Consider the following 24473-nt stretch of genomic DNA (forward strand, 5'->3'; position numbering starts at 1 on the left):
CGGGCGTTGGAGGCGTTGGAGCATCCGGCGGCAGCGGGGGAGCGGTAGGCGGTTCTGTCGGCTGGGGTGTGGTGGGATCGCTCATGCGATCGACCCTAGGCCGGAAGACGCGGCCCGATCTAGCCCCGGGCCAGCAGAAGAGGAGCGAGGCACGATGGAGATTCATCCCGGGAGTTAGTCGTCATCCCGGAACGAATCCACATCCGTGCAACCGGAGCCTCGTCAAGAACGAGGTTCGGAATCCTCACGAGCACCCTCGGCCATCGAAGGCCCAAAAGTGCACTAATCAAGAATCGCCCTTCGTTAAGGGCAAAACAACGGTGGATCCACACGAATCTCGTCGCAAAACGACGCTTTCAGTTGTGGGATCGTCCGAGCACAAATCTGTCTGCCCCGCGAACGAGGCACGAGTTTGCTGCTCGGGAGCCCGGTGTCGCCGCACCGAATAGACTTGACCGGTATCCCGCAGCCTTCACTGGCGCCAACGAATGCACGGAGTCGCATGTCTGAAATTACGACCGATGTCGTCGCGCACCTCGCGAATCTTTCGCGAATTGCCCTGACGCCGGAAGAGATCGAGACCCTCGCGGGGGAGCTCGGCGCCATTGTCGATAACGTCGCCAAGGTCAACGAGGTCGCCACGGCCGACGTGCCCGCGACGAGTCATCCTGTAGCCCTGTCCAATGTGTTCCGACCGGATGTCCCGGGCGAGACTCTCACACCGGAGCAGGCTCTCTCGGGCGCGCCCGATCACGACGGCACCCGCTTCAAGGTGAGCGCAATCCTGGGAGAAGAACAGTGAGTTTGATCAAGCTTTCCGCCGCAGAGCTGAGCGAGAAGCTCGCGAGCGGCGAGGTGTCCTCTGTCGAGGTCACCAAGGCGCACCTCGACCGCATCGCGGCTGTCGACGGTGACATCCACGCGTTCCTGCACATCAACGCCAAGGCGCTGGAAACCGCGGCAGAGGTCGACGCGAAGCGCGCCGCCGGCGAGACGCTCGGCGAGCTGGCCGGCGTCCCGATCGCCATTAAGGACGTGCTCGCCACGCTCGAGATGCCGTCGACCGCGGGCAGCAAGATTCTTGAGGGCTGGATTCCTCCGTACGACGCGACGGTCGTTGCCCGCCTGCGCGCGGCGAACCTCATTCCCCTCGGCAAGACCAACATGGACGAGTTCGCTATGGGGTCCTCCACCGAGCACTCCGCCTACGGACCGACCCACAACCCGTGGGACCTCGACCGTATCCCGGGTGGATCCGGTGGTGGCTCCGCCGCGGCCGTCGCCGCCTTTGAGGCGCCCATCGCGCTCGGTTCGGACACCGGCGGCTCGATCCGTCAGCCCGCCGCCGTTACCGGTTCGGTTGGCGTCAAGCCCACCTACGGCTCGGTCTCGCGGTACGGCGCGATCGCGCTGGCGAGCTCGCTTGACCAGGTCGGCCCGGTCTCGCGCACGGTTCTCGACTCCGCTCTCGTGCACGACATTATCGGCGGTCATGACCCGCGCGACTCGACCTCGCTCAAGGACGCGTGGCCGTCGTTCGCCGCGGCCGCTCGAGCCGGCGCGAAGGCAGAGTCGCTCAAGGGCCTGCGCATTGGTGTCGTCAAGGAACTGGATGCCCCGGGCTTCCAGTCCGGCGTCACGCAGCGGTTCCACGAGGCCCTCGATCTTCTCGCCGCCAACGGTGCCGAAATTATCGAGGTCAGCGCTCCGAACTTCGAGTACGCGGTCGCCGCCTACTACCTGATTCTTCCTGCCGAGGCATCCAGCAACCTCGCCAAGTTCGACTCCGTTCGCTTCGGACTCCGCGTCAACCCGCCGGGTGGTGGCACCGTCGAAGACGTGATGGCCGCGACGCGTGGTGTGGGGTTCGGGCCCGAGGTCAAGCGCCGCATCATCCTCGGTACCTACGCGCTGAGCGCCGGGTACTACGACGAGTACTACGGCAGCGCACAGAAGGTACGCACGCTCATCCAGCGCGACTTCAACGCCGCGTTCTCGCAGGTCGACGTTCTGGTGAGCCCCGCGGCTCCGACCACGGCGTTCAAGTTGGGTGAAAAGCTCAACGACCCGCTGGCGATGTACATCAACGACATCACCACGATCCCGGCGAACCTTGCCGGCGTGCCCGGTATGGGGCTGCCGATCGGACTCGCCCCGGAGGACGGCCTGCCCGTCGGAATCCAGATCATGGCACCCCAGCGCGCCGATGACCGCTTGTACACGCTGGGCGCGACGCTCGAGCGCCTGCTCGAGGAGAAGTGGGGTCACACCCTGCTCAGCCAGGCACCGGACCTCGCCCCCGGCGAAATGTTTGCAGCAACAGAGGGAGCCGTCTGATGGCTAAAGCAGAACTGATGGACTACGACAAGGCCCTCGAACTGTTCGAGCCGGTGCTCGGCTTCGAGGTGCACGTCGAACTCAACACCAAGACGAAGATGTTCTCCGACGCGCCGAACCCCGCCGCCGGCGGCGTGGACCAGGGCGCCCCGAACACGATGACGACGCCCGTCGACCTCGGTCTCCCGGGCTCGCTGCCCGTCGTCAACGAAGAGGCGATCAAGTACTCGATCAGCCTGGGCCTCGCGCTCGGCTGCTCGATCGCCGAGTCGAGCCGCTTCGCCCGCAAGAACTACTTCTACCCCGACACCCCGAAGAACTACCAGATCAGCCAATTCGATGAGCCGATCGCCTACGAGGGCAACGTCGAGGTCGAACTCGCGGACGGACGCAAGTTCCAGATCCCGATCGAACGTGCCCACATGGAAGAAGACGCCGGCAAGCTCACCCACGTGGGTGGTGCGACCGGTCGTATTCAGGGTGCCGACTACTCTCTTGTCGACTACAACCGCGCGGGCGTGCCGCTCGTCGAGATCGTCACCCACATGATCATTGGTGCGGATCGGGATGCCCCGGAGCTGGCCAAGGCCTACGTGTCGGCCATCCGTGACATTGTCGTGTCGCTGGGAATTTCCGAGGCAAAGATGGAGCGGGGCAACCTGCGCTGCGACGCCAACATCTCGCTGCGGTCACGCGCCGACGTCGCCGCCTCGATCGCCGCGGGCGAGCCCATGCCGCTGGGTACCCGCACTGAGACGAAGAACGTCAACTCGCTGCGCAGCGTGGAGCGGGCCATTCGCTACGAGATCCAGCGCCAGGCCGCGATCCTCGCGAAGGGTGGAACTATCCTGCAGGAGACCCGCCACTGGCATGAAGATACCGGCGTGACATCCGCTGGACGTCCCAAGAGCGACGCCGACGACTACCGTTACTTCCCGGAGCCCGACCTGCTGCCGGTCGTTCCCGGGGCAGAGCTGATCGAGAAGTTGCGTCTCGCCCTGCCGGAGCAGCCCGCCGTGCGTCGACGTCGCCTGCAGGCAGCGTGGAGCTTCACCGACCTCGAGTTCCAGGACGTCCGTAACTCGGGCCTTCTGGTCGAGATCGAGGAGACCGTCGCTGAGGGTGCATCCGCCCAGTCCGCCCGCAAGTGGTGGACCGGCGAGATCGCCCGTCTTGCCAACATCGCCGGGGCGGACCCCGCATCGCTGATCTCGCCGTTGCACGTCTCCGAACTGATCGCGCTCATCGAGGCCGGTGACCTCACCGACCGCCTGGCTCGCCAGGTGCTCGAGGGCGTCATCGCGGGCGAAGGCGCGCCGCACGAGGTCGTCGAGTCACGTGGACTCAAGGTCGTCTCCGACGACGGTGCGCTGATCGCCGCCATCGACGAGGCACTCGCGGCCCAGCCCGACGTTCTCGAGAAGATTCGCGACGGCAAGGTTCAGGCCGCCGGCGCCGTCATCGGGGCAGTGATGAAGGCCATGAAGGGCTCAGCGGATGCCGCGCGCGTCCGTGAACTCGTACTCGAGCGGGCAACCGCAACCGTCGCCGAGTAGCTCATGCTCCTGATCGAGGTGGTGCGACGCTGGGGACTCGTTGTCCTCGGCGTCGCGCTGCTCGCAGTGGGGATCATCCTGCTCGTGGTCGGCCTCCCGAACCTCTTCGTTGAGCCCATGTTTGGATGGACGAACTACACACCCCCGCGCCAGTACAACCCCGCAGAGGTTCCGCAACTCGCGGTTGCCTGGATGCTCACCAGTGTCGGCGCCCTCACCGTTGCGGCCTGGCTGTACGTCACGCAGCGGGCGCGGCGCACGGGATCAGTTGGCGTATAGCTCATGCTCCTGATCGATGTGGTGCGGCGCTGGGGACTCGGTATCCTCGGCGTCGCGCTGCTCATCGTCGGGATCATCCTGCTCATCCGCGGCTACACAGCACCGTCCGGTTGGACCGCGTACGCGCCACTCTCGGGGGAGACCTACTCGCCGCCGCAGCAGGGCATCACTACCGGCTGGATTCTCACGGGTGTGGGCGTCGTCATCACTGCGGCATGGGGCATCCTCTCGGTCAGCGCAGTGCGAAAGCGACCGTCGGCCGATGACGGCAAGGACGATGCCGGATCACTTCCCGATTAGCAACCTCCCGGCGTGACTTTTTCTGACCAATAAGGTTTAGACCATGTCTATGCCTCCACCCTCGCCCCGACCGTCACTGCGGGAGCTCTTCACCGATCGCCTCGGCGTTCTCGGAATTCGCAGCGGTCAGATCATCGTCGTGTTGATCCTCGCCGCCATCGCGATCTTCGCACTCGTTCAGCTGAAGCTCGTTGTTATCCCCGTGCTCATCGCGCTCATTCTTGCCTCGGCGTTCAGCCCCGTCATCAAGTTCCTCCGACGGCACGGCTTCGCCGCGATCTGGGCGACCTGGGTCACCCTTCTCGTGAGCCTCGCGGTGTTCGGTGGCCTCATCACCCTCATCGTCTTCGCCGTCCGCGACCAGTGGGATGACCTCGCGAGCTCGGCGTCCGATGGCATCGACCAGCTCGTCGAGTTTGCGAAGAACGGTCCGTTCTCGATTGACCAGACACAGATCGACTCGCTGCGTGACACCGTCGTGGGCTTCCTCACCAGCAGCCAGTTCGGGTCGGGCGCCATCGCCGGAGTCTCCGTCGTCGGCGAACTCGCCACGAGCGTCGCGTTGCTCGTCGTGATCCTGTTCTTCTTCCTCAAGGACGGCGACCGCATCTGGGCGTTCTTCCTCCGTCCCTTCCACGCCGTCCACCACGCCCGCGGAGAACGCATCGGTCACACCGCGGTGCGCACGCTGGGTGGCTACGTTCGCGGAACGGCGACGGTGGCGCTGGTGGATGCCGCGGCAATCGGCATCGGCATCGCAATCATCGGCGTCCCGCTCGCACTTCCGCTGGCGGTCATCGTGTTCGTTTCGGCATTCATCCCGTTGATCGGTGCGACGGTTGCGGGGATTCTCGCGGCGCTCGTGGCCCTCGTGGCCAACGGACCGGTCTCGGCCCTCATCGTCGTGATCATCGTGATCGCGGTGAACCAGTTGGAGGGCAACTTCCTGCAGCCGGTCGTCATGGCGCAGTCGCTCAAGCTCCACCCGCTCGTAGTCCTGCTGGCGTTGACAGCCGGAACCATCCTCGGCGGCATCATCGGTGCCGTGTTGTCGGTTCCGATTGCGGCGGTCGCGTGGGCAATCATCAAGATCTGGAACCACCCGGAAGAGATTCCGGCGAAGAAAGCTAAGAAGCTGAAGCCCGCTCCGAGCGCATGACCGCGTCCGCGGCGCCGCACTCGGGCGCCGCGGAATTCCAGCGGGTCCTTCCACGTTAGGGAGGATGACAGGAAGAAATTAGCGACATGAGCGTTCTGCGGTGGTTGTTCGAGGCGCAATTGGTGATCGGCGATCAGCACGTGCTGTGGCGCGAAATCATCGGCAACGTGTTCGGTCTGCTCAGCGCCCTCGGCGGGATGCGTCGCAAGGTGTGGGCCTGGCCCGTCGGAATCATCGGCAACGTTCTGCTCTTCACCGTGTTCCTTGGCGCTGTCTTCGGCACCCCGAACCCGGTCAACCTGCTCGGCCAGGCGGGCCGTCAGATCATGTTCATCGTCGTATCGATCTATGGCTGGTACGCGTGGAAGCGCAGCAGCACCGGCGGGGGAGCGGCGGTCGTGCCCGTATGGGCGGGCCTGCGCACCCGAATTATCCTGATCATCGCGCTGGTGGGCGGCACAGCGATCCTGACCCCGATCTTCCGCGCTCTCGGCTCCTATGAGCCGGTATGGTCCGACGCCTGGGTCTTCGTCGGATCACTCCTGGCTACCTACGGCATGGCAAAGGGCTGGGTCGAGTTCTGGTTGATCTGGGTTGCGGTGGACGTCGTCGGAGTGCCATTGCTGCTCAGCGCCGGGTACTACGCGTCGGCATTCATGTACGTGTTCTACGGGGTATTCACGCTCGTCGGGTTCTTCGTATGGGCGCGGGCGCGGCGGCTCGCGAAGCCGGCCGTCGCGGTGCTGTTCCCCGATCCGACGCTTCAGAACTAATCCGACGGACCCGTCGCTCGCGACCGGCGGCGATGGTAGCGTCCGTGCATGGATGTACCGACGCGGCTTGCCCCGCTCCGTGCCGAGTTCGAGTGGGCAAGCGAGAGGCTGCTGCAGCGGATGACCGGCCCCTCCGGTAACAGCGGAGACGGGGCATCCATCCCGGTCCCGCCCATGACCGACGACGAGTATCTCTGGGAGCCGGTCGACGGCTGCTGGTCACTGCGCCGTCGCGACGGAGAGTGGGGTCGGGGAGCGGTCGTGCTCGTGGGATCCGGCGAGTGGGGTCGCGACGGTGCGCCCAGTGCACCGTGGCCGCCACCGTTCACGACGATCGCGTGGCGCCTCAGCCATCTGAGCGACATGCTGGCTGGTCGCGGCGACCACAGCGGCGGGACGCACACCTTCGACCGCGCCAGCTACGCGTTCCGGGGCGACGCTGCCGGTGGCATCGCTTCGTTCGTTGAGGGCGTGGACGCGTGGCGTGAGGCGCTGCTGAGAGCGGATGACGCGGCGCTCGACACCGTCGGATACAGCACCTATCCCTACGGCAGTGACGCCGAAGAGGTGTTCCTGGACGTCGTCTGGTGGGTCAATCAGGAGGTTCTGCACCACGGGGCGGAGATCGCGCTGCTGCGGGACCTGTACCGGGACATGCACCGCTGACGTCCGGCGCACCGCACGGGTGCGAGGTCGTCTACGCCCCGACGCTTGCGCCGAGAGTTCGGGCGATGCGGTCCCACCAGGTCGCAGAGCCCACGCGGTGCGCGGCAGCCGTGGCGGCGCCGTTCTCGCGGATTGATGCCCGGTCGTTCCACACACGCTGCGCGAGGGCGGGGCCCGCACCAGCGATGAGGTCGGCGATGGGCAGCACGGCGTTCTGGCCGTAGTTGCCCAGCGCCCCCGTCAGCTTGGTGGTGGTGTAGTCGTCGACCGCGATGCCGATGGTCGGGACACCGGCGGAGACGGCGAACACGGCGGGGTGGTAGCGACTGCTGACCGACAGGGCGGCACCCCGGGCCAGCTGGGCCGCGGTGACCGAGTCGGTGGTCGCGAAGATGGCGGCGCGGTCGGATGTCATCCTCGCCATGATCCGGTTGTGCACGACGGTGTCGCCGTGGGCGACGTCGGAACGCGTTGATCCGAAGTGCGCGAAGAACCTGATGTCGAGATTGAAGTCGGTCGCGATGCCATCGAGCAACTCCGCCATGCGCTGGTCGAAGAGCTCGGGGTCGATGCCGCCCAGGTGGGCCGCCATCGTGACCACACAGTAGGGGACATCGGGCAGGGTCGTGCTGACTGGCGCGTCGATGCCCAGGAAGCTCGCGTCATCCACCGTCTTGTTAATCAGCGCGGGGGAGACGCCGAGCCGCGCAGAATAGTCGTAGGAGGGCTGCTCGCGGAGCCCGACCAGCGTCGCGGAGTTGAGCATTGCGGCGACAATGGTTTCGTCCTCGGGCGTGAGGAACGGACCGATGGTCTGGCCGCTGATCACGACGGGCTTGTCGAAGATTCGCGCGATCTGGGTGAGCGTCGCGCGCTCGAAGATGTGGGTCGGCCAGGTGGAGGCGATGTTGCCGCCGCCCGCGACCGCGACCCCGTCGGACTCGCGGATCGCGTCGATCACGGCGTGGGCCGGGTCATCCGCTGCCAGCAAGTCGCGTTCTCCCTTGGCCGTGCGGATCACGAGGCGCATGCGTTCCTCGGCCGGTTCGCGCGAGCGCTCCGGGTCGGTGAAGAAGCCGATGCGGTCGATGGACGAGATGCCGTAACGCTCGGCGCTCTCGAACGGGTGCGAGGAGATGCCGATGATGGTGGTCACGCCGCGCTGGCGCAGCTGCGTGATCATCTCGTGGAACATCGCCTCATCGCCGATGTGCACGATGTCATCGGCGACACCAATGTCACCGATCGCGACGATGTGGCGGGGAGCGGTATCCCCTGGTGCGGGGAAGAGGAACTCGCGCATGGCATCGGCGTCGAGCCCGGCGGCACGGTACTGGTCCATGAGGGCGGCATTCGCGTCGTACTGGTCGCCCTCGCGGGCCTGTGGCTCGTGGTGCAACGCGAAAACGCTGCCAACGTGACGGCGCGGCTCCTCGCCCAGCAGGGTGGTGTGGGCGACATTCCATGCGGCGTCTTCGAACCCCCAGCCGCGGAAGCGTTCGTCCTGCCCACCATGGCTCCACCAAGTGGCAGGGGTGGTCACGTACACGCCCGAGCAGGCGCCGCGCACGAGCTCGAACTCGCAGTCGGCGAGGTCGGTGCCGGCGGCGTATTGCGCGGTACCAGCAGCCCCCAGCCAGTGGTATTCCGTGTACGGGAGGTGGACCACGCCCGATGTTGCCGCCGCCGCGATCGCCTCGCGCAGGGGCCCAATCTGCGGGATGGTGTCGGCATCGTTGATGACGACGACCTCGCCCGGGTTGTCGATGGAGCGGATGCCGATGTTGCGGCACTGCGCGAGATTGAAGACCTCGTCCGCCGAGTCGATGGTGCGGATTTCCACCTCACTGAAATTGCTTCGGTACCACTGCACAGTGGCGTCGAAGGCGGCTTGGCGCGAGGGCTGGGCGCGCCAGGGAATTACAACAGTGAGCACAGGAAACCAATCGGGAACAGTGCCCGAACGGGCACACAAACATCAGTAGCGTACCTGCGTTCCGCACCCCTAATTCGCCGAGATGCGCTCCCGCAGAAACTCGACAACGCGCTGCCGGGCGGCGAGGGCAGGATGCCCCGGTTCCTCCCGGACTTCGTTGGTCAGCACTGAGTGTGCAGTCTTCGCAAAACCGCCCGGATTCCCCGGCGATGAGTCAAGTTCGATGACCTCAAACGCGTCGCCCAACCGCGTCTTGAGGGAGTCGAATCGCAGCCGCGGGCTCGACGCATCCTCGCTGAAGCGCATTCCCAGCACGCACAAGCCATCGTCCCGCGTGCGTTCGGCGATGCGATCGAGCTCCGCGGTGGTAACACCCGCGTCGATCTGGCGCGCGCGTCCGAGCGGGAATGGCACGGAAGGCTGGCTCATTACCGGTGCGAGCACGGCGTCGTCCACCGCGGTCGCCAGGGCGAATCCGCCCGTGAAACACATGCCGATCACACCGACACCGGGACCGGGAGTTCGCGCGGCAAGGTCCGCCGCCACCGCCCGCAGGTAGTCAGTGATGGGACGGTGGGCGTTCGCGGTAAAGGCGCGGAATTCGGATGACACGCAGAGCCTGGAGAGAACCCGCACCGTGTAGCCAACTGAGGCCGCCTGTCCCGGCACACCGAACGGCGAGGGGATGACGACAGTGAATCCCTCGGCAACGAGGTGATCGGCGAGGCCCAGCACGGCGGGGGTAATCCCCGGCACCTCGGGGATCAGCACGACCCCGGGCCCGCTGCCCTTCTCGAAGCAGTCATAGGTGAGGCCCGCCCCGGTAAACGGCGATGCCACCCAGCCGGTCAGGTCACTCGTGGGTGCGCCGCTCACCGTGTCTCTCCCATGGGCTCACCCTACTCACCAGCGCCCGGGTCGACCGCACTGCGGCCGCGAGTGTGACAATTTCTCTTTTGACGACAGCCGACCTCACCTAGGCTGGAAGGAATGGGCAACGGTCGCTCACCCGACTGGTCGCCCTTTTTCTTGGCTCACCAGCGACCGAAAGCAGGCCCATGCCCGAGTCCGTGTCACTACCCCCGGCCCTCGAAATTCGTGGCCTCGTTCGTCGGTTCGGCGAGAAAGTCGCGGTCGACAATCTCAGTCTTGTCGTGCCGTCCGGCTCGTTTTATGGCCTCGTCGGGCCGAATGGTGCCGGCAAGACCACAACCCTCTCGATGGCGACCGGACTGCTGCGACCGGACGCCGGAGACATCTCCATCCACGGCGTGGACGTCTGGCACAACCTGCTGCAGGCCAAGCGACTCGTGGGGGTGCTCAGCGATGGAGTTCGTCTCTTCGACCGCCTGACGGGCACACAACTGGTGACCTATGCCGGACTGCTCAGCGGAATGAGCCGGGAGGTCGTCGCCGAACGCACGGCGGACCTGCTGCAGGTGCTCGACCTGGAGAGCGCGGGAGGAACCCTCGTCGTGGACTACTCCGCCGGCATGACAAAGAAGATCGCTCTCGCGTGTGCACTCATCCACGCGCCGCGCCTGCTGGTGCTCGACGAGCCGTTCGAGTCGGTCGACCCCGTGTCATCCGCCAATATTCGCGACATTCTCGACGGGTTTGTCGCCTCCGGCGGCACCGTCATCGTGTCGAGCCACGCCATGGACCTGGTGCAGCGCATGTGTGACCACGTCGCCGTCATCGCGCAGGGGCGCGTGCTGGCATCCGGCACCACCGACGAGGTGCGGGATGGCTCCACCCTCGAGGACCGCTTTGTCGAGCTCGTCGGGGGACGCCGCCAGGGGAAGGGGCCGGAATGGTTGCGCATCTCGTAAGGCTGCGCTTTCTGATCCTCGCGAACTCGCTGAAGAAGAGCCCGTGGCAGATCGTCGCCGTTGTCATCGGTGCTCTCTACGGACTGGGGATTCTCGCGGCCGTGGTGGCCGGGCTGGTGGCCCTCAGCTTTGGCTCCCTCGAGGTCGCCCGCACCGTCGTCACCCTGGGCGGGGCGGCGGTCATCCTGGGGTGGTGGCTGATCCCGATCGTCACGGCGGGGATCGACCAGACCGTCGACACGGCCCGGCTGGTGACATTTCCCATACCGCTCAACACGCTCGTCGTGGGCCTCACGGTCAGCGGTGTCCTCGGCGTGCCCGGCATCGTCACTTCCGTCGCGTCACTCGCGACCATCGTGACGTGGCGCAACTCCGCTCCCGCCGCCATCGCCGCCCTCATCTGCGCGGCCATCGCGGTGCTCACCTGTGTCATCGGGTCCCGGCTCGTCGCCGCTCTCGCCACGAACCTCGGCTCCGGCCGACGCTTCCGTGAGGCGAAGGGCGTGCTGATCTTCATTCCGCTCATTTTGCTCGGCCCCATCCTCATCGGGTTGAGCTCGGTCCTGTCATCCGCGGCCGACGCCCTTCCCGACATCGCCACCGTCATTGGCTGGACGCCCCTCGGCGCGATCTGGGCCGTCCCCGCCAGCATTGCCGAGGGGAGCTACGGTGCTGCCGTGGTGCAGTTCCTCATCGGCATCGTGACGGTCGGCATCCTTGCGGTGCTGTGGCGGATGTCCCTGGCCCGCGCTCTCGAAACGCCCCCGCACTCCGCGGCGGTGAAGGCAGGGGTGCGCACCATCGGGCTGTTCGGCGTCTTCCCGGCGACCCCGTGGGGAGCCGTTGCCGCCCGTGCGCTCACCTACTGGCTGCGGGACCCACGCTATGCGCAGTCGCTCATCATCGTGCCGGTGTTGCCGCTTTTGTTGTTCTTCTACTCCGGTAGCTTTGGCTCGAATGCACTGCTCAACGCGACGGGGCCGATCGTCGCCCTGTTGCTCGCCCTGTCGATTTACACGGACGTGTCGTACGACAACACGGCGTACGCGCTGCACCTGGAAAAGGGTGTGAGCGGCGTCGCCGACCGGCTGGGCCGGGTGGTCGCCCTCACGGTGTTCGGCCTCCCGATCACCCTCATCCTGTGCATCGCCTCGGTCTGGTTCACCGACGCGTGGCGCATCCTGCCGGGGTTGCTCGGGGTCTCGGTCGGAACCTTCCTCAGCGGGCTCGCCCTGTCGTCGGTGATCTCCGGACGCCTGGTGTTCGCCGTGCCCGCCCCGGGTGAGAGTCCGTTCAAGGCACGGCCCGGGGGCGGGTTCACCCTCGCGCTGACGACCTTCGCGACGTGGGGCGGGCTCGCCGTGCTTGCCCTCCCCGAGGTGGTGCTGGCCGTCATCGGTTTCGTGACGGGAAACGCGCTGTTCGGGTGGCTCGCGCTACTCGTGGGCGCGGTGTTTGGGGGCGCCCTGCTTGTCATTGGTATTCGCTGGGGCGGCGCTATTCTCGACCGCCGCGGGCCGGAGCTCCTCGCCCAGCTGCAGGCTCAGAAGTAGGCGGGCGGTGAACGCGTCGTCGGCGGCGAGAGTCTCGACGGCGGCGCGCGCCCAGACCGCATACATGTGGGCGTACGACGTCTCGCGGGACTCCGGTACCCAGAGCTTTTGTCTCAGTTCCTGGGGAAACCGCACCGTCAGGGTCTGAGGCCGGTCGGCGACGATACGCCGTGTTGCGGCGTTGAACATGCGCGCCTGGTGTCCGGCGGCGAGGCGTGCCATCGGAGAAATGCTGCCCGCGTTGTCCATGGGCGGGATCTCGGTGAGGAGGATCCGGGCTCGCGCGGGGACCACGGCCAGCAGGCCGTCCACCAACTCGGTCATGTGCTGGGTCCACGATGCGCGCTTCGTCAACATGAGCGTGTCGGTGATGCCGAGCATCACGATCACGACGTTGGCATCGGCCAGGGAGGCGACATTCTCCGTGACGAAGGCGGGAGCTCCGGCGATGCGATGTCCGGGAACAGGGGCCGCGGACCAGTAGGCGCCGCGCCGCACACTGGCCGCGCGCTTGCGGGAGAACTGGCCGACAAACCCCAGCTCGTGGGTGAGCACGCCGAGGCCGACCGCATTGGATTCGCCGAACACAAACACGCGCTCCGGGTCCAGGCCGTCCACGATTCCGACGCTGGCGTCGGCGGGAAAGATGTCACCGGACCGGTCGGTGCGCCGGAAAATGAATTCGATGAGGCCTGTCAGGCGTGCGGCGTTTCGGGCTACCGTGCGCGGTGTGGCGAGAGCCATGCGGGTGCGACCATCCTGCTGCGAGAGGGCGCCACGGGTGCGGCGAGAGCAGCGTTCGTTCCGAACCTACGCACCGGTCGGCAAAACCCCTGACCCTAGCCAAGAAACGAAATGTGTGCTGCACCGACCGGGGTGCAGCACACACGTCGTTGGGGAGGGTGAGGATCAGATGGTGGCGACGGATCCCGAGTCCACGCGGTAGTTGGATCCGTTGACGAAGCTGGCGGCCTCCGAGCAGAGGAACGCGATGACGTTGGCAACCTCGTCGGGCTCGCCGCGTCGCTTCAGTTCCATGTAGGGGCGTTCCTCGTCGAGGAAGCTTTCGATCGCGTCATCCACGCTCGTTCCCAGCTTGTCGGCACGCTTCTCCATCATCGCGTCCGTCATGGGTGTGTGGATGAAGGCGGGCGACACCGCGTTCACGAGCAGGCCCTCCTTCGCGTAGCTGCGCGAGAGGCCCTTCATCAGGGCGAGAACGCCTGCCTTGGCGGAGCAGTAGGGAATCTCGTCGTCGTACGGCTGCACGGCGTCCTCTGAGGCGACGAACACGATGCGGCCCCAGCCGCCCGTGCGCAGCGAGGGGAGGAAGGCGCTGACCAGGCGGACCGGGCCCAGCAGGTCGACCTCGATGGTGTTCGTCCAGCCCGCGTCATCGATCTCGTGGAAGAGTCCCTGCGCACCGGTGATGCCGGCCGACTGCACGAGGATGTCGATGTCGCCGACGGCGGCGACGGTCTTCTCGTGCATGGCCGCGATCGAGTCGACCTGGGTGATGTCGGCGGCGAACGCGAACAGCTTTCCCTCCGCGGCATCGAGCTTGGCGGCCGCGGCGTCGAGAGAGTCCTGGTCCTTGTCGGTGATCACGACGGTGGCGCCCTCGGCCAGCAGAAGACGGGCGGTTTCCCAGCCGATGCCCGAGTCCGCGCCGCTGATGAGAGCCTTCTTGCCGACGATTCCGAGATCCATAATCTGCCTTTCCATAACTGTCTTCGTGACACTGCGCCCAGAGAACGGGGGCTCAACGAACGTAAGCTGTTTGGATGTCTGTTGTGCGGGGGTTGCCCCGGGTGTTTCGAGATGCAAGGGCCATTCTGGGCGAGAGCATCGTGTGGTCACCGGGTGGCGACGTGCTCTGGTGCGACATCACCGCGGGGCTGCTGCACCGCTCGCCGTTCGCCGGTGCTGACGATGGTTCGGCCGACACCGTGCTGTCGCTCCCGGCGCCCCTCGCGTCCTTTGCGCCGGCGACAACGGGCGGTTTTGTGGCAAGTCTCGGGGATCGGATCGTGCGAGCGGATGACTCGGGCGAGGTCACCACTCTCGCGCCCATCGAGCACGTGCGCGACGGTCTGCGTCTCAACGAGGGCAAGTGTGACCCGTTCGGACGCTGGATCACCGGCTCGATGAATCTCACCTCGGACGATCCCGACGGGGCGATCTACTCACTGGCCGACGGGGACGACGCCGCACGCGTTCTCGTGGGTGGCTTCGGCGTGGCCAACGGGTTCGAGTGGAGCCTGAACGACGACGAGATGTACTTCACCGACACGTCCGTGGAGACCATCTACCGTGCGCCCTACTCCGCCTCGGGCGTGCTCGGCCCGGTGAGCGTGTTCCACGCGGGAGAGTCGCACGACGGACTGACCATCGACGCCGAGGGATACCTCTGGGGCGGCATCTACGGTGGTGGCAGGGTGATCAGGTACGCTCCCGACGGAACGCAGGATCTGGTGGTCGACCTTCCCGCGCCCAACATCACGTCCGTTGCCTTTGGGGGTCCCGATATGTCCACGCTGTTCATCGCGTCCGCTCGCGAGAATCTCGACGAGGAACAGCTGGTGGATCATCCGCTGTCCGGCGCCATCTTCGCGATCGACACCTCCACCCACGGCCGTCCAGCACGAACGTTCGGCGCGTGAGCGCCGCTGTGACATCGGGTGCGGGTGCAGCTGCCGACGCCGATGGGGGACCCGCCCACCGCGTGGACGGATACGCGGACCTGCGCTCCTACGCCGCGATCGGTGACGGCCGCACGGTCGCCCTCATCGCCAGCGATGGAACAGTCGACTGGTTCCCCGTTCCCAACCTCGATTCGCCCCCGGTGTTCGCCGCGATTCTCGATGCCGCAGACGGCGGGGATATTCGCCTGCGTCCCCTGGGGGAGTACACGACCCGCCGCCGGTACGTGACAGGCACGAACGTGCTGCAAACCACCTTCACCACTGCCACGGGGAGGGTGCGGATGACCGATGCTCTGGTCACCGGTGTTGCCGGGCGTCTGCCGTGGGCGGAGCTTGCGCGCCGCGTCGACGGGGTATCCGGTTCCGTCGAGATGGAGTGGAGCGTGACCCCGGGCACTCTCCTCGGAACCGCCTCGCCCTGGATTGAGGACACCCTGCACGGACCGGTCATCCGGGTCGACGGGTTCCTGCTGGGCGTCGCTGGCTTCAACCACGGGGCATCCACCCCGTCCGGCACCGCGATGACCGGAGCATTCACGACGTCCGAGGAGTCGCGCCACGAGCTCGTGCTGACCGCGACAGAGCGCGAACCGCTGCGCTTGGTCGATGCCGACATCGTGGACCGGGGCATCGATCGCACCGTCGACAACTGGAAGTCGTGGTCGAAGGAGTTCTCGTACGAGGGGCAGTGGGCCGACGCCGTGCTCCGCAGCGCGCTGGCCCTGAAGCTACTGATCTACAGCCCCACCGGTTCGATCGCTGCGGCGGCCACGACCTCGCTGCCGGAGAGCTGGACCGAGGGAAAGAACTGGGACTACCGCTTCGCCTGGGTGCGGGACCTCGCCTACACGGTGCGCGCGCTCATCCGGTTCGGGCTCCGCGAAGAGACGCACGCGGCCGTCTCGTGGATGCTGAAGACGATTCGCGCCAACGGCCCCGAACTGAGCATCTTCTACGCTCTCGACGGCGGAGTGCCGAACGAGGTAAGCAACCCCGAGGTACCCGGATGGCGTGACATCGGCGAGGTGGTTCTCGGCAACGCCGCACAGGGCCAGCTGCAGCTGGGTGTCTACGGTGACCTCTTCGACGTCGTCCGGGCGTACGTCGACGACGGCAACGTGCTCGACGCCGACACGGCACGACTGCTCTCATCGATTGCCGACCGCGCCTGCGACAGCTGGCACCTTCGGGATGCCGGAATGTGGGAACTCGAGGAGACCCAGCACTACACCTCGTCCAAACTCGGCTGCTGGCAGGCCCTCGACTGCGCGGCGCACCTCGCCGAGGTCGGGCAGCTTCCGTCGGACGGTGTGCGCTGGGCGGCCGAGCGGGATCGCATCCGCGAATGGGTGGAGACGAACGGTTGGTCGGAGGCCCGCCAGAGCTACGTCATGTACCCGGGCAGCGAGAAGCTCGACGCGTCGGTGCTGCTGCACGCGGGCAGCGGATTCGACCGTGGCCCGCGTATGGCCGCCACCATTGACGCCATCGATGCCGAGCTGGGTCGTGGGCCGCTGGTGTACCGCTACTCCGGCATGGAGGAGGAGGAAGGCACCTTTGTCGCCTGTGCTTTCTGGGTCGCCGGTGCGCTCGCGTGCGTTGGCCGCACCGACGAGGCGAAGGCGCGCATGGACGAACTCGTCGGCCTCGCCAACGACGTCGGCCTCTACGCCGAACAGATGGATGCCACCACCCATGAATTCCTCGGCAATCTGCCGCAGGCGCTCAGCCACCTCGCGCTGATCAACGCGGCCATTACGATCGAGGAGCTCGGCTAGGCACGACGAATTCGGGGCTTGTGCGGGCGGGCGCCCCACGCGCTGAATAGGGGCACCCGAAAGGACTCCCCGTCATGCGCATAGTCGGTTCCGCCTCATCACGCCCGTCCGGTGTCGGCGCGGTTATCGCGCGCACGCTGGGCGTCAGCACCACCACTGCGGCGGACGACCGCCCCGCCGATGTTGCCCTTGTGGTGGTGCACGGCATGGGCCACCAGATCACCGGGGAGACTCTGCTCGAGTGGGCGGAGCCCATCCTCGGCCGCATCGACTGGCTCGCGAAATGGGCGGGACGTTCCTCCGCAGCGACGGTCGGCGACGTGCGGGCGGATGCCACAACAGGCGTCACCATCGTGGACTCGCGCCTCACGGGCGAATCCACGGCCCGGGTCATCGCCGATGCACGCTGGCGGGCACCGGATGGCACCGTGCGGCAGCGGCGCATCGCGCTGATCGAAGCCCGGTGGTCCCAGTCGTTCGTGCCGATGTCGCGCGGCGATGTCTTCACCTGGGGACTGCCGTTCCTCTGGCGCACGATCATCCGCATGTTCCGGCAGTTCGGACGAACAATGGTGCTCGTTCCCTTCGCGGGATTCGGTCGCGCGATGATCTCCCGCCATCGTGCGCGTGAGGCACATCGTCGCCCGCCGACCCCGGTGGCACGGGTGCTCGGCTTTCTCCAGGCGCTGATCGCGACAGTCGTCGGGGCGCTCCTCGCGCTGGGGCTGGGGATCGGGTTGGTGGTGGTGGGAATCATCGTGTCCGCGATCCTTCCGCTGTTGAGCCCGCTGCTGCTGATCCCGCTGGTGAAGAAATGGATCCAGCAACCCATCGACTCCCTCGTCGACTTCGTCGGCGACGTGGGAACGTTCCGCGAGCGGCCGCTGCGCTCGGCCGCGATGCGGGTGGTGCTGCGGGACAGGCTGGCCGAGGCATCCACCATGGTCGACCGCGACTCCGGGGAGGTGATGGTGCTCGCGCACTCGCAGGGTGCGGCGATCTCGGCGAAGTCGTTGTTCGGCGAGATCGACCTGCAGGGGAGTCGCATCACGAGGCTGTTCACGGTCGGCGCCGCCATCACGCTGCTGGGCACGTCCAGCTGGGCGATGAGTCGCCCGACCGCCGAGTACGCACCGGTCGCCAATTGGGCACGCTTCGCGCGCGACATCCGCTGGAACAACTACTGGGCGATCTGGGATCCCTTCGCGGCCGGTCCGATCGGGGACAGCCTTCCCCAGCGATTCCGGCGGTGGCGAGGCTCGTACGTGCAGAACGCCGCGGCGCACACGCCCGGGCCCGAGGAGCACGCCGTGCACAACACGAGCCTGCCGTTCACTGACCACCAGTCGTACGCAATGAACACGCTGCAGGTCATCGAACCCATCGCCCGCGTGCTGCTGGGCGATGACTTCCCGCGGGTTCCGGACGAGGAGGGCTCGCAGTCGGTCCGTCGCTTCGTCGGGATCCGGCGGGCGCGTGGCGTCATGCTCATTGCCGCCCTCATCGTCGGGATTCTCGTGCCGACGTTCGGTTGGTTCACGGCCGCGGTCGTGTGGGCGGCGCGCCTCGTTGTGGATGGCATCAATGCTGCGCTGAGCTTCCTGGGAGTCGGTTCTCGAGTCGATCTCGGTGTCATCGTCGCGTCGGAGGATCCCGCCCGGCTCACAACCCTTGGCACGCTGCTCGCCATCGCGCTGCTGGCGGCGCTGCTGATCTGGATCAGTCTGACCGTCACCAACTGGGCTGAGGACACCGTCCTGTGGAGCCGCCCGTCGGCCACTCAGTCCCGCTGGCATTACACCGTCGAGTTGCTCATTCAGCTCGTATACGTCGGGGGCGCCGGGGTCACGACCGTCGTGGCGGCGACAGCGCTCTGGCCGGGGAACGCCGCCGTTCCGATCGGGCTCGGAACGGCCGCGGGAGTGGCAACGGTGATGATACTTCTCGCGGTGAACGCGGGAATGATCCCCTTCGTTGTACCTCAGAAACTACCGACACGGGTGGTCGGGCACCGCTAACGGGCTTGCATGCATCCATGCATGCAAGGAGTATCATCAATGATTGTGACAGATACACCCACGACCTCCAGCGCCGAACGCGCCTACCTCCACACCAAGGCCCTGATCGTGCGCGGCGACCTTCCGGGCGGGCAGCTCATCAGCGAGGGACAGATCTGCGAAGCGCTGAACATCAGCAGGACCCCGGTGCACGAGGCATTCCTCCGCCTCGCCGCGGAGCAGTTGATCGTGCTCTCATCCCGCAAGGGGGCCGTCGTCGCTCCGATCTCTCCCCGCGAGGCGCAGGACGTTCTCGAAATGCGCGAGGCGATCGAACGGTCGGCTGCCGCCCGCATCGCCGCCGAGGGAGGGCCGACTGCCACGACCGTCGCGCGGTTGAAGGCTCTGCTCGATGAACAGCGGACAGCGATCGACCGGGATGACTCGGACGCCTTCCTTGCCGCGGATGACGAGTTCCACGCCCAGATCATCGCCGCCGGCAACAACGCGATCGCCCTCCACCTCTTCGGTCAGCTGCGGGACCGCCAGCAGCGGCTCCGCAATCACCTCATGCGCACCCGCGAGGAGTACGGGCCGGTATTGGACGAGCACTCCGCGATGTTCGCCCGGCTCGAGGCATCCGACCTTGACGGCTTTGTCGCCGTGCTGTCGGCGCACGTCAACCGCTTCGACGGTGTGCTGTGAGTGACACGGCCCGCACGACCGGGTTCGCGCGCCCCTGGGTGACGGTTTTCGCGCTGATCTTCGTGCTGTCGTGGAGCGGCAACCAGTTCACCCCGCTGTTGCTGCTGTACAAGTCCGAGCAGCACTACTCGTCGCTCGTGGTCAACGCGTTCCTGGGTATCTACGTGCTCGGGCTTGCGCCGAGCCTGCTGCTCGCCGGCGCGCTGTCCGACAGGTACGGCCGGCGTCCGCTGATGCTGGTGGGTGTTGTCGCCGCCATCTGCGCGAGCGGATCGCTGGCGTTCAGCTCGCTGGGCTCCGGCCCGCTGTACCTTGGCCGATTTCTCGCGGGCATCGCCGTCGGAGTCGCCATGGCCGTGGGAACCAGCTGGATGAAGGAGGTCTCCCAGGCGCCCCACGACAGGGCCGCCGACTTTGGCGCCGGAGCCCGCAGGGCGTCCCTGGCCTTCACGCTCGGATCCGGGTCGGGTGCGCTGGTCGCCGGCGCGATCGCCCAGTGGACGCCGTTCGGCGAGTTCCTCCCCTTCCTCATCAACGTGGCGCTCGCGCTACCGCTGCTCTGGCTCGTGCTGCGGGTCCCCGAGACGAGCGTGTCCGGTGGCGTGCAGGGAAGCCTCCGCGAGCAGTTCCGCATCCCCGCGGCGTCCCACAAGCGGTTCATCCGTGTCGTGGTCGTCATCGCGCCCTGGCTGTTCGTGGCTGCCTCGATCGGATACGGCTACGTGCCCGTGCTGCTGTCTGCGCCGTCGGAGGGCTTCGGAGTCGCGTACGCCACCCTGCTCTGCGTGATCATGCTCGGAACCTCCGCCCTCATTCAGCCCGTCGCCAAGCGGCTGGATTCGGTCTCCAGCGCCCGCTCACTGCTCATCGGCTTCGGCCTGATCGTGATCGGCCTGCTCGGAGCGGCCTTCGTCGATGCGACCCAGTCGCTCGCGCTCGGTATCGTCGCCGCGTTCGTGCTCGGCGCCGGGTTCGGCATCGGCCTGCTGTCGTCCCTGCTCGAGGTGCAGCGCATTGCGACCCCGAAGGATCTCGCCGGTCTCACCGGGTTGTTTTACGCGATCTCGTACGTCGGATTCCTCACCCCGGCCATCCTGTCGGCGATCACGCCGCCGTTCACCACCGTCGTGTTGCTCGTCGCGCTCGCGGCGTGTGCGGTCATCGGCTGCCTGCTGGTGGTCGTGTCCAACCGCAAGCACCTTCCGGGTGCGGCCGGCTGAGGCATCCACTCGCCGTCGCCGTTGTCCGGAGCGCCCGCCGCGCCTCAATAGGATGAGCACACACCAAGCAGAGGATTGACGATGACGACCCCAGTGCCCGGATGGTATGACGCTCCCGACGGCTCCGCCATGCTGCGCTGGTGGGACGGTACGACCTGGACAGCGGATGTCTCGCCGCGTCCGTCTGCGGTTGCTGCACCCACCCCGATCCAGGCCCCGGTCCCCGCCGCGCCGGCGTTCGTCGCGCCGCCTCTCGCACCGCCGCCTGCCGTGCCCCTCGCGCCCTACGCCCCCGCACGCAAGCGCCTGGTGTGGCCATGGGTCGCCGGCGGCGTTGCGCTGCTCGTGATCATCATCGGCGCCGTGGTTGCCATCGCGTGGGCTGTCGGACGGGTGGTGGACGCTGGTAACTCCCTCGAATCCTCGTCGCAGGGGGCCGGAACCGTCCTCCCATCGGCATCGCCCACAGACCCGACGGGAGCAGCGGCGGCGGTGACGGCATTCGACCGGGCCTACGCCGACGAGGATTGCGACGAGCTCACGGCGGTGACGACGCCGGATTTCCGGGATTCCCTCGGTGACAGCGCGTTCACGTGCGAGGCCTGGCTGGACGTCGCGTCGTCGTACACCGTCGACGGAACGTACCTGTACAGCGTTGCCATCGATGGCGCGGAGATCACCGGGGCGGGTACTGTGCCCACCGCCGTCGTGACCACGACCGAGGTGGACTCGAGCATGCCCGAGCCACAGACCACGCACTGGACGTACGACCTCATCCTGACTGACGGCGCGTGGCTCATCGACGACCAGACCTCGACTGACGACTAGCGCCTCACGCCGTACCGGTCAGAGCGCGCGGGCAGCCCCGAGGAAGTCGACGGCGGCATCGCGGAACGCACGCGATGTCGGCGCGTTGAAGTGGTGACGTCCAGGAATCTCGAAGAAGGTGGCGTTGGGCGCCGCGAGGGCGAGGGCGCGGGATGCCTCGAGAATGCCGTCCTCACTCCCGGTCGCGAACAGCACCTGCTGCGATGGCGCGTTGTCGGCGCTCGGCTGTGAACCTCCGCGCATGCCCTCTACCAGGGCGACGAGCGCTTCGATGTCGTTGCCGGGGATCGCGCCGGCCATGGTGAGATACCCGGCGGTGAGCCGGTCCTCGACCGGCGTGTGATCGCGCACGAACGCTTTGGCCTGGTCGACGCGAAAACGCGTGAGGGGGTCGCCATCGGGAATGCCGCCGAGCACCGCGCGGGAGATCCGGTTGGGCATCGCCCGGGCCGCCTGCCAGCCGACGCGGGCGCCCAGTGAGTACCCGACGTAGTCGACCTCGTCGAGCATGTAGGTGTCGAGCACCGTCAGTACGTCGGTGACCAGCAACTCCATCGTGTAGGCGCTGCTGCCGTGCGGCTTGTCGCTCGCGCCGTGGCCGCGCTGGTCGATCGCGATGACATGGAACCCGGCCCGAGTGAGGTCGCGCACCCATCCCGTCGCATGAAAGTTCACCAGCGCGCTGGAGGCGAATCCATGCACCGCCAGCACGGTGGGTGCCTCGGGATCGCCCCACTCGTAGGTGGCGATCTTCGTGTTGTCGGGGGAAATAACGGCGCGCGCGGGCGGCGCTTCTGGCGTAAGCATCGGTACTATTCGACCACGATTGCCCCGACGACCATGTCCACGCTGGGCGCGAAGGGTCTGATCCGCTGGTCAGTCGACCGTAATGGCGTGCCGGCGGCGGGCGATGAGGTCGAAGATTCCCAGCGCGAGCGCCACCACCATCAGCCCGATGGCGATCAGCACGCCGTCGCGAAAACCGTCGTGAAACGCGGTGAGGGGAGTCTCGGTTGCGGTCTCGCGAAGGATCGCCGCGAAAAAGGTGGATGACGCGGCGGCGGTGCCGACCGCGGTGCCGACGCGCTGTCCGAGCTGGGCCATGGAACCTGCGACACCTCCCTCGGATACCGGGATTTCGGCGAGCGTGAGCGTCTGGTTGGGGGAGATCACAAACCCTCCGCCGACCCCCGCGATCAGCAGGGCCGCGCCCATCCCGTAGGGCGCGAGTTCTGCGGGGAGGGTGATGGCGAGCGTCAGATCGAGGGTGTAGCCGACGATCACGATCGCGAGTCCCGTCACGACGAGGGCGCGCCCATATTTCGCGACCAGTCGGCCGCCGATCCACGCGGTCACCGCCGAGGTCAGCGCAAACGGGATGCTGACGAGTCCCGCGAACACCGGCTCGAGCCCGAGGCCCTCCTGCAGGTACAGCGTGCTGAGCAGGAAGATCGCGGGAAGCGCACCGAAGTAGGCGGTGGCAAGCAGCACGCCGTTGCGGTAGGACGACGTGCGGAACAGGTTGAAGTGCACGACCGGCGACTTGCCCCTCCGTTGGTAGGCGAGCTCCCACCACACGAACAGGGCCCCGGCCACGGCGAAGCCGACCAGCCACAGCCAGCGCAGGTTGCTGTCGGTCGGCCGCCCCGTCGTGGTGACAAAGGGATAGAGCAGGCTGAACGTGGCAATGCCCAGCAACAGCACCCCGAACAGGTCCAGGTTCGTGTCTGCCCGGGCACGCGTGCGTTTCGGCAGCAGCCGCACCGCGAAGAACAGCGCGAGCGCGCCCAGCGGGATGTTCATCCAGAACAGCAGCCGCCAGCCGTCGACCGGTCCGCCGAGCAAGATCAACAGTCCGCCAAGGGTAGGGGCGAAGGCCGTCGACACACCAATCGTGGCGCCGAACAGACCGAACGCCCGTCCCCGGGCCGCACCCTGGAAGAGCTCCTGCACGAGACCGAGCACCTGGGGCATCTGCACGCCCGCCGCGATGCCCTGCAGGATCCGGCCGAGCACGAGGATCTGAATGGTCGGGGCGACCGCACAGAGCAGGCTCGCCGCGGTGAACCCGCTCAGCCCGATGATGAACATGATCTTGCGGCCGTAGACGTCGCCGAGTCGCCCCGACGGAACGAGCGACAGGCCAAACGCGAGCGCATACCCCGCGACGATCAGTTGGAGGTCGCTCGGTCCTGCTTCCAGCGACTTCTCGATGGAGGGCAGCCCGACATTCACCTTCGACAGGTCGAGGATCGTGAGGGCGGCGACGCTTACGGCGACGGCGAACGCCTGCCATCGTGCGCGGTCGGCGGAGGAAGTGGATGTCCCGGCGGATTCAGTCATCGTCTGGCCAAACTATCGGCACCCGACGGAGTTACCTAGCGCAGCTCGGTGACCCGGTTTATGAGGTATGCGCGGTGGGCGGCCAGTGCCGCGCGCTCCGCCGTCGCTCCCGCGGATTCGGTTACGCCGCGGGGAACCACTGTCCATTCCGCACGATGAGGGCCGCGGGGCGTACCTCGACGGTGCCGTAATGCGCGCCCGGGCACTTCTCGGCCCAGGCAAGCGCGGCGTCGAGGTCGATGACGTCGATCTCGAAGGTACCGGCGAGCTTTTCCCTGGTGTCGGCGAACGGTCCGTCCTGGATGCGCAACGATCGATCCCGCAGGGTCACCGTCGTGGACGCGGCCACGGGCTGCAGGATGCTCGCGAAGAGCAGCACGCCCGCGGCATCCAGTTCCCGCACGTAGTCGGCGAAGGCAATCTGCATCGACTGCATGGCTTCGTCGGAGATGCCTCCCTCGACGTCTTGCGGCTCAGCATTGTGGAGGAGGAGTGAGTACTGCATG

23 protein-coding genes are annotated in these 24473 nt (G+C 66.8%); 16 read left to right on the top strand and 7 right to left on the bottom strand.

Features of this window, described 5'->3' with window-relative positions; all coding sequences use genetic code 11:
* The first annotated feature begins 502 nt into the window (after positions 1–502).
* The 8 genes from gatC (at position 503) to HB677_RS06955 (ending at position 7070) form a co-directional block, all read left to right on the top strand.
* Positions 503–802 carry an Asp-tRNA(Asn)/Glu-tRNA(Gln) amidotransferase subunit GatC gene (gene gatC, locus HB677_RS06920; protein ID WP_213814962.1) on the top strand — a complete coding sequence of 100 codons (300 nt, stop codon included), beginning with the start codon at positions 503–505 and terminating at the stop codon, positions 800–802.
* Positions 799–2337, top strand: coding sequence for an Asp-tRNA(Asn)/Glu-tRNA(Gln) amidotransferase subunit GatA (gatA, locus tag HB677_RS06925; RefSeq protein WP_213814963.1), 1539 nt, complete (start codon positions 799–801; stop codon positions 2335–2337). The genes gatC and gatA overlap by 4 nt, the downstream gene beginning before the upstream one ends.
* The gene (gene gatB / locus HB677_RS06930; protein ID WP_213814964.1) at positions 2337–3893 is read left to right on the top strand and encodes an Asp-tRNA(Asn)/Glu-tRNA(Gln) amidotransferase subunit GatB; all 1557 of its coding nucleotides are present in this window, start codon (positions 2337–2339) and stop codon (positions 3891–3893) included. Before gatA ends, gatB begins: the two co-directional genes overlap by 1 nt.
* Positions 3894–3896: 3 nt before the next feature.
* Entirely contained in the window at positions 3897–4172 is a 276-nt protein-coding gene (locus HB677_RS06935; protein WP_213814965.1) for a hypothetical protein, read from the top strand.
* 3 nt (positions 4173–4175) lie between these two features.
* The gene (locus HB677_RS06940; protein ID WP_213814966.1) at positions 4176–4472 is read left to right on the top strand and encodes a hypothetical protein; all 297 of its coding nucleotides are present in this window, start codon (positions 4176–4178) and stop codon (positions 4470–4472) included.
* Positions 4473–4515: 43 nt separating this feature from the next.
* Positions 4516–5631: an AI-2E family transporter gene (locus tag HB677_RS06945; RefSeq protein WP_213814967.1), complete on the top strand. Its 1116-nt coding sequence runs from the start codon at positions 4516–4518 to the stop codon at positions 5629–5631.
* Positions 5632–5717: 86 nt separating this feature from the next.
* Positions 5718–6404, top strand: a complete 687-nt coding sequence (pnuC, locus tag HB677_RS06950) for a nicotinamide riboside transporter PnuC (protein ID WP_213814968.1) — start codon at positions 5718–5720, stop codon at positions 6402–6404.
* Between the two features lie 48 nt (positions 6405–6452).
* Positions 6453–7070, top strand: a complete 618-nt coding sequence (locus tag HB677_RS06955; RefSeq protein WP_213814969.1) for a DinB family protein — start codon at positions 6453–6455, stop codon at positions 7068–7070.
* A gap of 31 nt (positions 7071–7101) precedes the next feature.
* Here HB677_RS06955 and HB677_RS06960 read toward each other — a convergent pair whose 3' ends face one another.
* The gene (locus HB677_RS06960) at positions 7102–9006 is read right to left on the bottom strand and encodes a polysaccharide pyruvyl transferase family protein (protein ID WP_213814970.1); all 1905 of its coding nucleotides are present in this window, start codon (positions 9004–9006) and stop codon (positions 7102–7104) included.
* Positions 9007–9075: 69 nt separating this feature from the next.
* Positions 9076–9882, bottom strand: coding sequence for a dienelactone hydrolase family protein (locus HB677_RS06965; RefSeq protein ID WP_213814971.1), 807 nt, complete (start codon positions 9880–9882; stop codon positions 9076–9078).
* A 182-nt stretch (positions 9883–10064) separates the two neighbouring features.
* On the opposite strand from HB677_RS06965, the gene HB677_RS06970 reads away from it, so the two are divergent.
* Positions 10065–10838 (top strand): ABC transporter ATP-binding protein, encoded by a 774-nt coding sequence (locus HB677_RS06970; RefSeq protein ID WP_213814972.1) that lies wholly within the window; start codon positions 10065–10067, stop codon positions 10836–10838.
* Positions 10820–12391: a transporter gene (locus HB677_RS06975; RefSeq protein WP_213814973.1), complete on the top strand. Its 1572-nt coding sequence runs from the start codon at positions 10820–10822 to the stop codon at positions 12389–12391. Before HB677_RS06970 ends, HB677_RS06975 begins: the two co-directional genes overlap by 19 nt.
* Here HB677_RS06975 and HB677_RS06980 read toward each other — a convergent pair.
* Both HB677_RS06980 and HB677_RS06985 read right to left on the bottom strand, forming a co-directional pair.
* Positions 12275–13135, bottom strand: a complete 861-nt coding sequence (locus HB677_RS06980; protein WP_213814974.1) for a hypothetical protein — start codon at positions 13133–13135, stop codon at positions 12275–12277. The two genes, HB677_RS06975 and HB677_RS06980, sit on opposite strands and share 117 nt — an antisense overlap.
* 165 nt (positions 13136–13300) lie before the next feature.
* The gene (locus HB677_RS06985) at positions 13301–14116 is read right to left on the bottom strand and encodes an SDR family NAD(P)-dependent oxidoreductase (protein WP_255546327.1); all 816 of its coding nucleotides are present in this window, start codon (positions 14114–14116) and stop codon (positions 13301–13303) included.
* Between the two features lie 59 nt (positions 14117–14175).
* On the opposite strand from HB677_RS06985, the gene HB677_RS06990 reads away from it, so the two are divergent.
* The 6 genes from HB677_RS06990 to HB677_RS18670 all read left to right on the top strand — a co-directional run bounded on the left by HB677_RS06990 (position 14176) and on the right by HB677_RS18670 (position 21624).
* On the top strand, positions 14176–15054 hold the full coding sequence (locus HB677_RS06990; RefSeq protein ID WP_213814975.1) for an SMP-30/gluconolactonase/LRE family protein: 879 nt from the start codon (positions 14176–14178) through the stop codon (positions 15052–15054).
* Positions 15055–15116: 62 nt separating this feature from the next.
* A complete protein-coding gene (locus tag HB677_RS06995) occupies positions 15117–16874 on the top strand; it encodes a glycoside hydrolase family 15 protein (RefSeq protein ID WP_307852531.1) in 1758 nt (585 codons plus the stop codon).
* Positions 16875–16948: 74 nt separating this feature from the next.
* Positions 16949–18892, top strand: coding sequence for a hypothetical protein (locus HB677_RS07000; RefSeq protein ID WP_213814976.1), 1944 nt, complete (start codon positions 16949–16951; stop codon positions 18890–18892).
* A 39-nt stretch (positions 18893–18931) separates the two neighbouring features.
* The gene (locus HB677_RS07005; protein WP_213814977.1) at positions 18932–19576 is read left to right on the top strand and encodes a GntR family transcriptional regulator; all 645 of its coding nucleotides are present in this window, start codon (positions 18932–18934) and stop codon (positions 19574–19576) included.
* A complete protein-coding gene (locus tag HB677_RS07010; protein ID WP_213814978.1) occupies positions 19573–20796 on the top strand; it encodes an MFS transporter in 1224 nt (407 codons plus the stop codon). Before HB677_RS07005 ends, HB677_RS07010 begins: the two co-directional genes overlap by 4 nt.
* Positions 20797–20877: 81 nt before the next feature.
* Positions 20878–21624, top strand: coding sequence for a DUF2510 domain-containing protein (locus tag HB677_RS18670; protein ID WP_213814979.1), 747 nt, complete (start codon positions 20878–20880; stop codon positions 21622–21624).
* 18 nt (positions 21625–21642) lie between these two features.
* Here the strand turns inward: HB677_RS18670 and HB677_RS07020 are convergent, their stop codons facing one another.
* The 3 genes from HB677_RS07020 to HB677_RS07030 form a co-directional block, all read right to left on the bottom strand.
* Positions 21643–22431 carry an alpha/beta fold hydrolase gene (locus HB677_RS07020; protein WP_213814980.1) on the bottom strand — a complete coding sequence of 263 codons (789 nt, stop codon included), beginning with the start codon at positions 22429–22431 and terminating at the stop codon, positions 21643–21645.
* 69 nt (positions 22432–22500) lie between these two features.
* On the bottom strand, positions 22501–23967 hold the full coding sequence (locus HB677_RS07025) for an MFS transporter (protein WP_213814981.1): 1467 nt from the start codon (positions 23965–23967) through the stop codon (positions 22501–22503).
* Between the two features lie 121 nt (positions 23968–24088).
* Entirely contained in the window at positions 24089–24472 is a 384-nt protein-coding gene (locus tag HB677_RS07030) for a YciI family protein (RefSeq protein WP_213814982.1), read from the bottom strand.
* Between the last annotated feature and the right edge of the window lies 1 nt (position 24473).

It is taken from the genome of Glaciihabitans sp. dw_435, assembly GCF_018449675.1.
Lineage (GTDB): Bacteria > Actinomycetota > Actinomycetes > Actinomycetales > Microbacteriaceae > Glaciihabitans.

Excerpts from the sequence above, each read along its gene's own strand:
- gatB (WP_213814964.1), top strand. The coding sequence starts at position 2,337 with ATGGCTAAAGCAGAACTGATGGACTACGACAAGGCCCTCGAACTGTTC.
- HB677_RS07025 (WP_213814981.1), bottom strand. The coding sequence starts at position 23,967 with ATGACTGAATCCGCCGGGACATCCACTTCCTCCGCCGACCGCGCACGA.
- HB677_RS07005 (WP_213814977.1), top strand. The coding sequence starts at position 18,932 with ATGATTGTGACAGATACACCCACGACCTCCAGCGCCGAACGCGCCTAC.
- HB677_RS06940 (WP_213814966.1), top strand. The coding sequence starts at position 4,176 with ATGCTCCTGATCGATGTGGTGCGGCGCTGGGGACTCGGTATCCTCGGC.
- HB677_RS07030 (WP_213814982.1), bottom strand. The coding sequence starts at position 24,472 with ATGCAGTACTCACTCCTCCTCCACAATGCTGAGCCGCAAGACGTCGAG.
- pnuC (WP_213814968.1), top strand. The coding sequence starts at position 5,718 with ATGAGCGTTCTGCGGTGGTTGTTCGAGGCGCAATTGGTGATCGGCGAT.
- HB677_RS06935 (WP_213814965.1), top strand. The coding sequence starts at position 3,897 with ATGCTCCTGATCGAGGTGGTGCGACGCTGGGGACTCGTTGTCCTCGGC.
- HB677_RS18670 (WP_213814979.1), top strand. The coding sequence starts at position 20,878 with ATGACGACCCCAGTGCCCGGATGGTATGACGCTCCCGACGGCTCCGCC.
- gatC (WP_213814962.1), top strand. The coding sequence starts at position 503 with ATGTCTGAAATTACGACCGATGTCGTCGCGCACCTCGCGAATCTTTCG.
- HB677_RS06980 (WP_213814974.1), bottom strand. The coding sequence starts at position 13,135 with ATGGCTCTCGCCACACCGCGCACGGTAGCCCGAAACGCCGCACGCCTG.
- HB677_RS06985 (WP_255546327.1), bottom strand. The coding sequence starts at position 14,116 with ATGGAAAGGCAGATTATGGATCTCGGAATCGTCGGCAAGAAGGCTCTC.
- HB677_RS06970 (WP_213814972.1), top strand. The coding sequence starts at position 10,065 with ATGCCCGAGTCCGTGTCACTACCCCCGGCCCTCGAAATTCGTGGCCTC.
- HB677_RS07020 (WP_213814980.1), bottom strand. The coding sequence starts at position 22,431 with ATGCTTACGCCAGAAGCGCCGCCCGCGCGCGCCGTTATTTCCCCCGAC.
- HB677_RS07000 (WP_213814976.1), top strand. The coding sequence starts at position 16,949 with ATGCGCATAGTCGGTTCCGCCTCATCACGCCCGTCCGGTGTCGGCGCG.
- HB677_RS06955 (WP_213814969.1), top strand. The coding sequence starts at position 6,453 with ATGGATGTACCGACGCGGCTTGCCCCGCTCCGTGCCGAGTTCGAGTGG.
- HB677_RS06990 (WP_213814975.1), top strand. The coding sequence starts at position 14,176 with ATGTCTGTTGTGCGGGGGTTGCCCCGGGTGTTTCGAGATGCAAGGGCC.
- HB677_RS06945 (WP_213814967.1), top strand. The coding sequence starts at position 4,516 with ATGTCTATGCCTCCACCCTCGCCCCGACCGTCACTGCGGGAGCTCTTC.
- HB677_RS06975 (WP_213814973.1), top strand. The coding sequence starts at position 10,820 with ATGGTTGCGCATCTCGTAAGGCTGCGCTTTCTGATCCTCGCGAACTCG.